Origin of the sequence: Staphylococcus sp. HMSC34C02, from assembly GCF_001838705.1 — a bacterium.
Taxonomy (GTDB): Bacteria; Bacillota; Bacilli; order Staphylococcales; family Staphylococcaceae; genus Staphylococcus; species Staphylococcus borealis.
On the sequence record NZ_KV838566.1, the window covers coordinates 15,259 to 28,325 of the forward strand.

Genomic DNA, 13,067 nt, shown 5'->3' on the forward strand with positions numbered 1-13,067 from the left:
TGCCGAGTGGGCCCCAGCAAAGAGAATGTCACTAAGAAATTCGACAAGAAAAGCAAGATGGGAGCGGACGACGAATTTTAATAGCATTCTGTCCCACTCCCTCCTTATTACTAGACTTCTATTAACTCAAATTTCAAACTCAATCTTCATTATAAATCGTTTTATGCGCTTGAATTTATATTGTTAATCTTTTAGTCATTTTATTAAGTTTCAATTAAAGATGCTGTATCTACTGTTAATCGATTTCTTAAGGCATACACAATAAACATTGCTAACAAAGCACAAACTGTTTCCGCGATTAATAATGACCAAATGACACCAGCTAATCCAAATATACTATTTAAAACAAATAGAACTGGAATAATAACTGTCCCTTGTGCGATAGCCATAATCGTAGCACCGCGACCCTGTCCTGTAGCTTGCAACATACCTGTAAATAAGAAACCAATACCATTTAGAAGTAATGATGTCATAGTAACTTTTAAGATAAATGTAGCTAAGACGACAATTTGTGGGTCTGTACTGAACAATTGAACGATGGTATGACCAGCTAAAAGAACGACAGTCATACAAACTACAAATATAACTGCAATAGACATGATGACTACTTTAATTGTATCTTTCATTCTTGTTTTATTCGCTACGAAATTGTACGCGATAAGAGGGACAACACCTTCGGAAAGCCCCATAATAATTAATTCAGGAAATTGAACGAGTCTAAATGAGATACCGTAACTTGCGATGGCATAGTTACCATACGTTGCCAAGAATAAATTCACGACCAAACCTGTTACGCCCATCAAGACAACCATTAAGAATGCAGGTATACCAATTTTAAATATTTCTTGCATCATCGCTTTAGTCGGTTTGGCATGTTTAATATTGAGTGATAATGTTTCATTTTTTCTAGAAAAGTAAACAATGAAAAAGATTGCTGCGACCACGTTTGAAATAGCAGTACCTAATGCTGCACCGACGACATCTAAATGTAATCCAAAAATCAAAATCGGATCTAAGATGATATTGATGCCAACACTTGAGAGCATACCAATCATCGAAATAATTGGTTTACCGATTGCTCTAGCAAATTGCTCTAAAACAAAAAATAAAATAACAAACGGTGTACTTAAAAATTCAATTTTTAAATAGTCACTCGTATAGTTCAACGTTTCACCACTGGCACCAAGTATACTCGCAATTTGGTCCGTAAATGGTAGCGTTATGATAGCAATAACAAGTCCCAAAACAAAACTACTATATATTGAGAAGCTACTTACATAATGACTTTTAGTGTAGTCTTTCGCACCAAGTAAACGTGATATGTAAGTCCCGCCTCCTACACCAAATAAATTACCAAATGCCATGAGTACTGCGAATATAGGCAATGTTAAAGATATCGCTGAAATCATATGGCTATTATCTAAAAAGCCAATAAAGTATACATTTAAGATACCGTAAATCACACTTAATAATGAGCCTATCATCATCGGTAATGAGAAATGCATCATCGCTTTAAATATAGATGCTTTCTCAAAGTAAAATAATTGTTCGTCTTTCATTTCCATAATCTCCTTATATTAGATATCTAATAATTAGATATCTAACTATATTTCCAAAATAATTGCTAGCTGCTATTCCATCATTACTTTAAATTTCAGCTAGCTTTAATAATCAATTTTCTGTTTTAATATTATTCAGCATGCGTTCAAATAAGCTTTTAAGTTGTTGCTTTTCATTCTCATCAAAATCTTTGACAAGTATACTTTCAATATCGTCGAAGATGCTGACAAAAGATTCAACCAGTTGCGTTCCTTCTTTAGTTAATTTCAAATTCTTACGTCTGGAATCCTCAGGATCTACCATCCTATAAATAAGTCCTTTATTCTCCAGACCTTTAAGTATTGAACTTACCGTTGACCCTTTTCGTTTAAATGTCTTTAATAATTCATTTTGTGTTATGCCTTGGTCTTTATGTCTGTAAATATAACCTAACGTATGACTTTGTTCTTGTGTGACATTATACTCATCTAGTTTTCGATCAGCGTAATGTTTCATCTCATGCGCCAACATTCTGACTAAATATTGATAGGTAGCTTCCATCGTCTCACTCCATTTCGTTAGATGTCTAACGAATATAATACGCCGATTCTTATCATAGTCAACCGATATATTAAAGTTTAAATTTTCAGTTTATTTTTATTTTCAAAAAAAGCCTCAAATTTAGCACGTTCATGCCAAATTTGAGGCAAATAACTCCATTCCTATGATGGAATTTCAGTACGTTTATTACTATGTTTTCTTACGATAGCTGCAGTTAAACTAGAAACTGCACCAAAAATAATAAATCCTATCATCATCCACATCGTTGCATTCATTTCAATATGACTACCCATGTAAATAATTTCTCTAAGGGTATTTGTATAATGTGTGAATGGATCAATTTTATAAACCCAACCTTGATACGCTTTAGGTAGCATTTCTTTAGGTAATGTGACTAATTGCATACTAAAGAACATTAAAATAACAAAGATTGGAATAGATTTCATTCCTAACCAGACCATAATACCTAGAATTAATCCGATAAATCCAAGTATTGAAATAGCTAAGAAGAGTGCTACTCGATTTGTATGATTGAAATCAAATCCTAATACACCATGCATGAAGTACACATAAGCGAAACTTGCAGCAAATGCTGTGATGACAGCTAATAACATTTGACCTAATGATGCGATAATTCTGTGTTGAATTTTAAAGTTATTACTTGTTCTGAAAGCAAAGAATAATAATACAGATGTTACAAGTGATCCCATCCATACTGGCATGAACATTAAGAACGGTGCATTACCGCCACCTTGATGGTCTTTAACTTTATTTAACTCTTGATTATCCACTTTAACAGGGTTAGTGATACCTTTAATATCTGATGCGCTCACTTTTACATCTTGTTTTTCTAATGTGCTAAGACTTTGTGATGTAATTTGTTTATTCAAATTATCACCCATGCCATCAAGCACATTACCAGTAATCGTAGCTGCTTGCATGCTTGCACCTTTATTTACAATCGTTTTAAATGTTGCTTGTTTCACATCAACTTTTTGGTTACCCATTTTTTGTTGCATTTGTTGAACGGCAGCTGCAGGGATTTCACCTGATTCAACTTTTTCTTTCATTTCTGCCTTTTTACTATCCATCACTACTTTTTGTGTTTTACTCATTGCATTTTTAGAAAAGTCTTTATTAAAAATAGCTACCCCATAGTATTTTTCATCTTTAAGACCTTTTTTAATATCTGATTCTTTATCAACTTTAACCCATTTAACTGTATCAGAATCACTATCCATTAATTTATCTTCAATTTTTTTCCCGATATTTACTTTATTACCTTGAATGTCTACACCTTTATCATTGTTTACAACGGCAATTGGCAATTGTTTTGGTTTTGGATTAAACGCTGGATAAAATGCCAAAGAGAAAATAACTAATAATAATATCGCTGCAATAGGTGCAAGCCATAATAGTTTGCTTTTAAAAATATTCATGAAATCTAACCTCCTACAATTTATTGAACAATGTGTTGAATATTTAATACTTTGTAAATTATAATGAGATAGTCAAAAATAAACAATAATCAATTATTCAAATACCGTATGTTATTGAACAGATTGTACATTTTTGTCTATTTATTATTAGGAGGTCGATATTTTATGAAAGAAGATAGGAGAATACGAAAGACGAAGTCAGCAATTAAGCGTGCTTTTACTGACCTTTTAAAACGTAAAGACCTCGACAAAATTACGGTTCAAGATATTTCAGATCAAGCAGATATTAATCGTGGTACATTTTACTTACATTATGAAGATAAATACATGTTATTAACTGATATGGAAGATGAATGTATATCCCAAATTTGGACATCGACTCAATTTAATCAACTCGATGTTAGTTCACCAGAAAATACCGCTGAAGATTTTATAAATAATGTTTTGACTAAGGTATTACAACATATCTCTGATAACATGGAGTTTTATCATACGATTCTTCAACTTGAACGTAAAAGTAGACTTGAAGAAAAAATTCATTCCTTAATGAAAGAAAATATGCAAAAATATATTAGTATTAATCATGAGATTGATGGTATTCCCGAAATGTATTTTCACAGTTATGTTTCAGGTGCTACCATTTCAATTATCAAATATTGGGTACAGGATGATCATCGACTCTCTGTAAATGAGTTAACCAAACATATTTTTAATATCATTTATAATGGGCCGCTACGTATTATGATCCAAAATCATTATGAACGTACTCAATCCAACTGAGACTAAATGAATATGAAAGGAATCATTAACCATGCTAACTGCATATAAACATTCAACAAACAATGACATCGTTGAAACGACTTTAGACCACTCTGCATCATGGATTAATGTTGTAGAACCTGATAGAGAAGAAATTGAACAATTAATAGAAACGTATAACTTACCTGAAGATTTTATCCGAGATCCATTAGATGCGGATGAAAGTGCACGTATCGAATATGATGATGACACAGGTTACTCACTTATCATTATTGACTTACCCATCGTCAGTTCAACCAATCGTCGCGTCTTATCATTCGTTACCATTCCATTAGGTATTGTTATTGGAAAAGGACTCATTTTAACAATCTGTGACGCTGAAAATGAATTTTTAGAAAATTATGCGCGACAAGATAATGTAAATTTAAATTTCCATAGTCGTTTTGCATTGGATATCTTATTAACAATTTCAAACCACTACAACAGAAATTTACGACTCTTAAATAAATCACGAATCCGAATTGAACGTGAGTTAAAAAATAACATTACAAATAAACAATTATATAAATTAATGGAAGTTGAAAAAAGTTTGGTTTACTTCCTTGCCGCTTTAAAAGGTAATGACACTATCATAAAAAAATTGTTCCGATTACCTGCCATCAAACGCTTTGATGAAGACGAGGATTTATTGGAAGATTTAGTGATTGAGAACAACCAAGCGATTGAAACGACAGAATTATATACGGGAATTCTGGAGAGTATCACAACATCATATTCTTCATTATTATCAAACGAAATGAATAATATTATGAAGACACTTACGCTCTTTACAGTATTACTCACTTTACCAACGCTTGTCTTTAGTTTCTTCGAGATGAATGTCCCACTTCCACTCGATGAAAAAAGCTATACATCATGGCTATTTATTGTAGGTATTTCACTTATCCTTGTTACAATTGTGAGTATCTTCTTATGGCGAAAACAAAAATTATAACAACACAAAAAACCGGTCTTCTGAGACATTCAGAAGACCGGTTTTGTTATTTAGCGGTAGCTCGATAAGCGTTTCGTCGGGATAAAATAAATGTTATCGCTACAGATACAATAAAGGCAATCAGCATACCAACAAAGTAATGTAACCACCCTGCGTGTGCTGGATTAATTGAAATAAACCCTGGTAATCCTGCTGTACCTAAAGCGATGGCTTTAACTTTAAAGAATGAAATATAAGCCGAGCCTATAGCAGAACCAATAATTGCGCCAATAAATGGATATCTTAATTTAAGATTCACACCAAACATCGCTGGCTCTGTAATTCCTAACAATGCTGAAACACCTGCTGCTGAGGCAACACCTTTTAACTTTTTATTATTTTTAATGATGATAAATGCTGCGAGTGCCGCACCACCTTGTGCCACGTTAGACATTGTTGCGATTGGGAAGATAAATGATCCACCTGTTTTCGCTTGATCAGCAATTAACGTTGTCTCTACAGCAATAAAACTATGATGCATACCTGTAATAACAATTGGTGCATAGAATAGGCCAAAGATAAATCCACCAATGGCACCACCAAAGTTATAACCATGTTAAGCCATCTGATAACCAATACCCAAGTTGTCTAGTTATTGGACCTACAAATAAGAATGTTAGAAAGGCTGTTACTAATATAGATAATAATGGTGTTAATAAATTATCTAATACAGTAGGAATCACTTTTCGTAATCCTTTTTCAATCGTAGCTAAAATGTAGGCAGCCACCAACATTGGTAATACTTGTCCTTGATAACCGACTTGATTAATATGTAGACCAAACAAGTCCCAATGTGGAATGGCTTTACCCGCTTCTACAGCTTTAGGAAAATCATAAGCACTCATTAATGATGGATGTACGAGAATCATACCTAGTGCTGCACCCAAGAAAGGGTTACCTCCAAAGCGTTTCGCTGCACTAAATCCAATTAGTATAGGTAACAGCGTAAACGGTGCATTCGCAAAAATATTAATCATATCTGCTAAGCCAGCAAATTGACTATGAACATCTATCAACGATTGATGATCATAAAAGAGATCAGGTGCAGTTAATATATTATTAATCCCCATTAATAACCCACCAGCTACAATGGCTGGAATAATAGGAACAAAAATATCTGAGAGCATCTTCACGAATCGCTGTAATGGATTCATATTTTGCGTTGATTTATCTTTTACATCTGACGTTGTTGAAGCTTCTTTACCAGTTATATGTTCAAGTTCATTAAACACCTTATTAACCGTACCCGAGCCAATAATAATTTGGTATTGACCACCCGTTGAGAATGTTCCTTTAACAACATCCATGTTTGATAAAGCATCTTCATCTACCTTACTTTCATCGTTAAGCACAAGTCTTAATCTTGTCGCGCAGTGCGCCATTGCATCTAAATTGTCTTCACCGCCTATAGCCTCAAGAATATCTTCAGCTGACTTTTTATAGTTCATTACTTTCCCTCCTATTGAATGGAACCGGTTCTATTTATTAATTTAATTGTAACCGGTTCCAAAAAATAACGCAATACGCTTTTTTATTTTCACTATTTGTTCATATTTAAGGTTCATGATATAAACTTTCGGGAACGAAATAAATGACGATACAACATTTAGTAAACGAGGCGATATTTGATGAAAGAACGTGGCTATATCGAAAAATTATGGCGCGAAGAAAAATATAATGTGTTATACCATAGTCAACAACATTATAATACTATTCGCGAACTGCTTAAACAGTCCCCTACTTTATCAGACGTTCAGCAGGCAATTGATGACGCACTTAACACAACACCAACACATGGAACGATTATAAATGCTTATGATCATATGTGGGGATATTTCAAACATAAAGCAAATGACCTTGAAAAAGAGCGCGCAGCCAAGCTTAAAGCTGATTTTAATCAAGACATCATTCAGAGCACTGATTTGTTAATATTTTTAAAACATTTAGCCGATAAATATCATGTGTCCTACTTACAAAATAGTACGCTTCTTAATATAGAAGCATAGCGAATCATGTTGAGCTTGACTTGCGTTACATAGCATTTCAATACCGTTAACTAGGCATGATCATGTGTCATTCGGCTATAGTTCAAAACACGTTTGTTGTGTTCTTAATTCTATAAAAAAAGTTGAGACGACGTAAATGTTGTCCCAACTTTTTTAAAATTAATTCTGTTTTTCTGAAAAATATTATTCTTGATGGTTTCACTTATAATTAAATCTGTATATTTAAGGAAAATAGATATAAAAACTGTTGCTTATGCATTAGTGATTTAGTAATTGGGGGGAGTTAGGCTCCTTAATAATATACACTAGCATGCTACTGCTAATACCTGTGCTAATGACACATATACATTTCTTATTCTATGATGTATAAATCTAAGTTGTGATGTCTGACTGTTATTTCACTTATTCGTGCTCGTATTCGGTCTTGTTGTTTAATCGTGCTGTTCATGAGCAAAACTTCTATATGACCTATAAAGTTATAATAAACTTCAATTGTGTAGGATGGAAATTTCATGATGTTATGTCTTAACGTCATATAGAAGTGATAAGTTTAAGTTGTTGATTGTATATGCATCATTAACATGAATGTGATGGCAGATTTTAATCTCAATCATTTAATTATAAGCTTATCTTGATGTATCAATATTTTATGTTGTGATGTCATGATGTTGATACAGAATTAATAAATATATGATTTCGTAATTATTAACTAAATCAATGAGAATGGTATTTAATTAAAGCTATCGCGAAATCTATATATAGTATGCCTTAAATTAAGTTGTTCTACGCTATTAAAATTTTCCAAATAAGCGACGCTATATTTTCAATCTTTTAATTAAGTTGCTTCTAAGAGAAAATTTTTATCGCTTTCACAAGATAGTAGCGAAATTTTTTTATTTTTAGTTATTAATTTTTTCTTACTTTTAATTTATAATTACTTTTATTATTCACAATTCAATTGAGTCGTATTGTTTAGCACATAAATATAAAAAGCTAGGAGAACAACAAATATGAGTAATTCCCTTCGATTACATGAACATTTATCAACCGCCCCATTACGTAATATTAATTATGTGATTTTATATTTTTCTTTAACAAATGAATTGACGATGACTATCAATGGCAGCAAGACAGAAATCCATAATCATATTGCCATCGTCAACCAAGGGGATTTCTATAATATCAATCATGCTAATGATTTAATTGAGTTAAAGATACCTATCGCTTATTTCTATATAGAAGATAACGATTTCTTTAACTGTTATTTTGATCGGCATTTATTACAGTCAAATCATTTTATAAAATCTCAAATTTTGCAATGTGTTTCTAATTATTCAAACAATGAAGCACAAGATAGTGAGACAATGTCTAAAATTATCCGCACATTATATAAGGAAGCTGTAGTGAGAAATGCAACATTATATGTACCAACCATGTCCATTGATAATCAATTATTATCTAACATCGTTCTATATATTAATGACAACATTACATCTCATTTATCTCTAATCGATATCGCACAACATGCACTGATTTCAGAATCGTATTGTTCTAATCTATTTGCACGCTTGTTGAATGTCAATTTCAAAGATTATTATACGAGTTTAAAAGTTAATCAATCCGTCCGTTTATTAATGACAACGAATCATTCCATTACAACCATTTCTGAATTGTCAGGTTTTAGTAGCCACACCAATTTCACTAACCAATTTAAAAAACATCTTGATGTGAGTCCTAAGCAATTTCGTACAAAGTTAAATCAATTAGAACCATTACCTTCAATCGCAATACGTAGTTCAGTCAGTCAATCAATTTTAAATTTAATTTCACAATTTGAATTTACCGATTACTTAACGACAGAAACAACACAAATCAATATGGCCCATTACAATCCGAAAGACCAAACTCAATTTTCTACTGCTTTTATTGATTTTCAAAACATCAATGAACTCTTTCAATTTGTATTTAATGATTACTTTGATATTGATTTATCCTATTTACCTAGACCAGCAATCTTAATTAATGATGTCAGTGACATGGTAGGCCGGCATACAAATTTAAATTTATTAAATCGTTGCTTTGAAAAATTATTCGAAAAAAATATTAGACTGGCAGTGACAATTAAAAACAATCAAGAATTTAAGATGATATATCAATTGATTATGATTTTCTTACAAAATAACCGAGATTATAAATGGAATAAAAAATTAGTGAAATTTATGCTTGTATTTGATACTGAAACAATGTCTGTCCATGATATTCACCTTGCACACCTTAAACTTAAAAATAAAAACCGCGCTATCAAATTTAGTTTGATGGTGGACGGTTTATTAAGACAAACAGGTTCATTACAAGAAACCTATGATATTATGCACCGTATGAATTTTGATTTTTATTTTGTAGATATTGAAAATATCGATACCAAAAATGTGTTAATTGATAAACAACGCGGCTTCACTCATTCATCTACACACTTCGAAAATTATTTACGTTTCATAGAAGGATCGAATATCCCTTCCACACAATTTATTTATAGTAATTTATCATTGAAATGTTTCAAATACACCAATAATGGTACACAGTCACTTCAATTATCAGATATCGTTTGTCATTTGTATCAATTAATGAGACATGGTGGCGGCGTGTGTTACAAATTAATAGAAACTGATCCAATGTATATTTCCTTATTTAACAGTCATGGTAGTCTGCTACCTATCATGCATTTATATCGTTTTGTCGCTACATTTAGTAATGAGTCGTTTCAAATCGCCAACAATTATTTAATGTGCTATAAAGATGGTGATTATCATTTGATACTTTTCAACAAAATTAATGATCGCTATTTATCAGATAGTCAACAGCATTATATTTTTGAAAATGATTTTAAAGAAAATACACTCTTCATAGTCAATACACTTAATAATGAATACGGCTCAATACAGCATTTAATTCCTCAAGATAAACGTGATGTGTATATTGAAAAAGATATCATTCAACAACTAGATCAATGCAACCATCCTAAAACAGAATTATTAATCCAAGAAAAGGATTATGCAGCATTTCAAGTAACACTTAAACATGACGAAGTTAAATATATTTGTATTAAACCTTCATAGTATTCACGCTGATATGAGTTTAGACATACGTTATTTAGGATATATGTAAACTAAGGAGATGATGATTGTGGAACAACAACAAGCGATTCAAGCAATTGAAAAAGTGTTAGACACTTCTAAAGTTGGTGTATTGTCTACTGCTTACAATAATAAACCAAACAGTCGTTACATGGTCTTTTATAATGACGAATTAACTTTATATACGAAAACAAGTACTGAAAGCACTAAAGTTGAAGAGATTAAACATAATCCTAGCGCATATATTTTGTTAGGTTACAATGAAACAACAAACAATAGTTTTGTTGAAATAGAAGCTAATATTGAAGTCGTGGAAGATCAAAAAGTGATTGACTGGTTATGGGAAAGACAAGATAAGACTTTCTTTGACTCAAAAGAAGATCCTAAATTATGTGTACTTAAAGTCGTTCCTAAAACGATAACATTAATGAACGATGACGATGTCGATACGCCTGTAACGATTACTGTGTAATTTAGAAAGTGTATTATGAATTTGAGTGTGGGACGATGAATTCCAAAATGAATTCCGTTCCGCTCTTTTTTTGTCAATTTTATTAATTCAACATCTTTGTGTCATTGATATGATTCATTGCGTGTTCAATTTAATATCGTTTATTATTTTATTGCAATTTAATACTATTTTCTGTATAAAAGAGATAGAACTTTTTAAAGGAGTCTATAACATGAAAAATAAAAAGGGTTTAGGTATTGGTATTGCACTGATTGCTATCATGCTTATTGTATGTATTGTTTTAGTGGTCATGATGATGACGGGTGGTCAAAAAGAAACCTACTATGGCTATATGAAGAATGACCATACAATTGATAAAATGGTCAATGAACAAACTGAAAAAGTTGAAAAGAATATCGAATTACCTTCTGATAGCAAAGCGAATGTCAAAAAAGGCGACTTTGTATTTTTAGTTAAAGAAAAAGGATCAGATAAATTCTCAAGAGTATCTAAAGTTGATCATGATGATGTACCACATGGATTAATGATGAAAATTCATGAAATGCATGATATGAAAGGTATGTAAATGGTCATAGATGACTGCCAATGAAGCCCATTGCTTCGTTGGCAGTTTTTTTATGCAATAGTTGTGCTCCAATACAAATCATTGATGCTTTCAAGTAGAAAAAAGTACCGAACGCATTCGCTCGGTACAAAAAATGTCAGATTTCTTTTTTTAAATTGATTGTAAATACTTTTTACCTTGTTCTTTGTCATAAACCTTTTCCCATTTAGAGATAACAATAGCTGATAATGCATTACCTATTACGTTTACACATGTACGAACCATGTCTAATAAACGGTCTACACCGATAATTAATGCAAGACCTTGTGCTGGTAAGCCCATCGCACCTAATGTCGTTAATAATACTACGATTGAAACGCCTGGTACCCCAGCCATACCTTTAGAGGCAACCATCAACGTTACCATTAAGATAATTTGCTCTGAAATCGATAAATGGATGCCATACATTTGTGCAACGAATAACGCTGCGATAGATTGGTATAGCGCTGATCCATCAAGGTTAAATGAGTAACCAATTGGAATAACGAAAGATGTGACATCTTTAGGTGCCCCGAATCTTTCCATTTTCTTCATCATAACTGGTAATACTGCTTCTGAACTAGAAGTAGAGAAGGCTAATAATAATTCATCTTTCAAAATTTTAATAATTGAGAAGATACTTATACCGCACATTCTTGCTACAATACCAAGAACGATGATAACAAAGAATACCATTGCGAACACAACTACAAGTACTAATTTTAATAACGGAATTAAAGCAGCTGCTCCAAACGTCATTACTGTTGTACAAATAAATGCAAATACACCAATTGGTGCTAATTTTAAAATTTTATTAATCATCCAGAAAACTGCTTCAAGTGTTCCGTTTAAGAAACCTTTTACAGGATCTGCTTTTTCACCGATTGCAGCTAATCCTAAACCAAAGAATACTGCGAAGAAGATGATTGGTAATAATTCACCTTTAGTTAATGCTTCAAATATGTTTGTTGGTACAATGTTTACAATGGTATCAATAAAGTGATTGCCATATGTAGATTGTTCTGCAGCTGATGCAGATGATTGATATTTAGAAATATCGCCTTTAGGTAATTTCGTTGGATCTAAACCAGCACCTGGTTTGAATAAATTACCAATAACAAGTCCTAAAGCAATTGCGATTGTCGTTATAATTTCAAAGTAAAGAATTGCTTTCCATCCATAGCTACCTATCTTCTTTGAATCCCCTAAGTTAGAAATAGATAATGCTAAAGCACAGAATACAATTGGGATGATGATCATTTTAATTAAATTTAAGAAAACGTCACCGAAAGGTTTAATATAATTTGCTATGTTATCTTGTCCAAATAATAATAAACCTACAACTACACCTAGTACCAATGCGATGATAACTTGCATCGGCAAACTAATTTTTCTCTTGAACAGAGCCATGTTGGAACCCCCTTCATCTGACATCGCTTAATTATATCAGATAATTATAAATTGGGATATAAATTTTTTAATAGCTCACGCTACCACACACGCATCCAATAGCACAAAAAAACTGTACATAGACAGTGTCA

General features: G+C 32.2%; 10 protein-coding genes and 1 pseudogene. 6 read left to right on the plus strand and 5 right to left on the minus strand.

Features of this window, described 5'->3' with window-relative positions; genetic code table 11:
• Nucleotides 1-203: 203 nt before the first annotated feature.
• From HMPREF3239_RS02910 to HMPREF3239_RS02920, 3 genes are all read right to left on the minus strand, one after another.
• On the minus strand, nucleotides 204-1,559 hold the full coding sequence (locus HMPREF3239_RS02910) for an MATE family efflux transporter (RefSeq protein ID WP_053028666.1): 1,356 nt from the start codon (nucleotides 1,557-1,559) through the stop codon (nucleotides 204-206).
• Nucleotides 1,560-1,671: 112 nt separating this feature from the next.
• Nucleotides 1,672-2,100 (minus strand): MarR family winged helix-turn-helix transcriptional regulator, encoded by a 429-nt coding sequence (locus HMPREF3239_RS02915; RefSeq protein WP_053028667.1) that lies wholly within the window; start codon nucleotides 2,098-2,100, stop codon nucleotides 1,672-1,674.
• A gap of 161 nt (nucleotides 2,101-2,261) precedes the next feature.
• Complete coding sequence (locus tag HMPREF3239_RS02920) at nucleotides 2,262-3,539, minus strand: YhgE/Pip domain-containing protein (RefSeq protein ID WP_070854653.1); 1,278 nt, start codon at nucleotides 3,537-3,539, stop codon at nucleotides 2,262-2,264.
• A 165-nt stretch (nucleotides 3,540-3,704) separates the two neighbouring features.
• Between HMPREF3239_RS02920 and HMPREF3239_RS02925 the strand changes: the two genes are divergently transcribed.
• Together HMPREF3239_RS02925 and HMPREF3239_RS02930 are read left to right on the plus strand one after the other, a co-directional pair.
• Nucleotides 3,705-4,319 (plus strand): TetR/AcrR family transcriptional regulator, encoded by a 615-nt coding sequence (locus HMPREF3239_RS02925; RefSeq protein WP_053028669.1) that lies wholly within the window; start codon nucleotides 3,705-3,707, stop codon nucleotides 4,317-4,319.
• 31 nt (nucleotides 4,320-4,350) lie between these two features.
• A complete protein-coding gene (locus HMPREF3239_RS02930) occupies nucleotides 4,351-5,292 on the plus strand; it encodes a magnesium transporter CorA family protein (RefSeq protein ID WP_070854654.1) in 942 nt (313 codons plus the stop codon).
• A gap of 46 nt (nucleotides 5,293-5,338) precedes the next feature.
• Here HMPREF3239_RS02930 and HMPREF3239_RS02935 read toward each other — a convergent pair.
• Nucleotides 5,339-6,779, minus strand: a pseudogene (locus tag HMPREF3239_RS02935) (sucrose-specific PTS transporter subunit IIBC).
• Between the two features lie 180 nt (nucleotides 6,780-6,959).
• On the opposite strand from HMPREF3239_RS02935, the gene HMPREF3239_RS02940 reads away from it, so the two are divergent.
• The 4 genes from HMPREF3239_RS02940 to HMPREF3239_RS02955 all read left to right on the plus strand — a co-directional run bounded on the left by HMPREF3239_RS02940 (nucleotide 6,960) and on the right by HMPREF3239_RS02955 (nucleotide 11,508).
• Complete coding sequence (locus HMPREF3239_RS02940; RefSeq protein WP_070854655.1) at nucleotides 6,960-7,337, plus strand: YbgA family protein; 378 nt, start codon at nucleotides 6,960-6,962, stop codon at nucleotides 7,335-7,337.
• A 1,010-nt stretch (nucleotides 7,338-8,347) separates the two neighbouring features.
• Complete coding sequence (gene rsp / locus HMPREF3239_RS02945) at nucleotides 8,348-10,453, plus strand: AraC family transcriptional regulator Rsp (RefSeq protein ID WP_070854656.1); 2,106 nt, start codon at nucleotides 8,348-8,350, stop codon at nucleotides 10,451-10,453.
• Between the two features lie 61 nt (nucleotides 10,454-10,514).
• A complete protein-coding gene (locus HMPREF3239_RS02950; RefSeq protein ID WP_156304915.1) occupies nucleotides 10,515-10,943 on the plus strand; it encodes a pyridoxamine 5'-phosphate oxidase family protein in 429 nt (142 codons plus the stop codon).
• Between the two features lie 211 nt (nucleotides 10,944-11,154).
• Nucleotides 11,155-11,508, plus strand: coding sequence for a DUF4889 domain-containing protein (locus HMPREF3239_RS02955; RefSeq protein WP_053028691.1), 354 nt, complete (start codon nucleotides 11,155-11,157; stop codon nucleotides 11,506-11,508).
• Nucleotides 11,509-11,658: 150 nt separating this feature from the next.
• On the opposite strand, the gene HMPREF3239_RS02960 is transcribed toward HMPREF3239_RS02955, so the two are convergent.
• Nucleotides 11,659-12,936: a cation:dicarboxylate symporter family transporter gene (locus tag HMPREF3239_RS02960; RefSeq protein WP_053028692.1), complete on the minus strand. Its 1,278-nt coding sequence runs from the start codon at nucleotides 12,934-12,936 to the stop codon at nucleotides 11,659-11,661.
• Nucleotides 12,937-13,067: the final 131 nt, after the last annotated feature.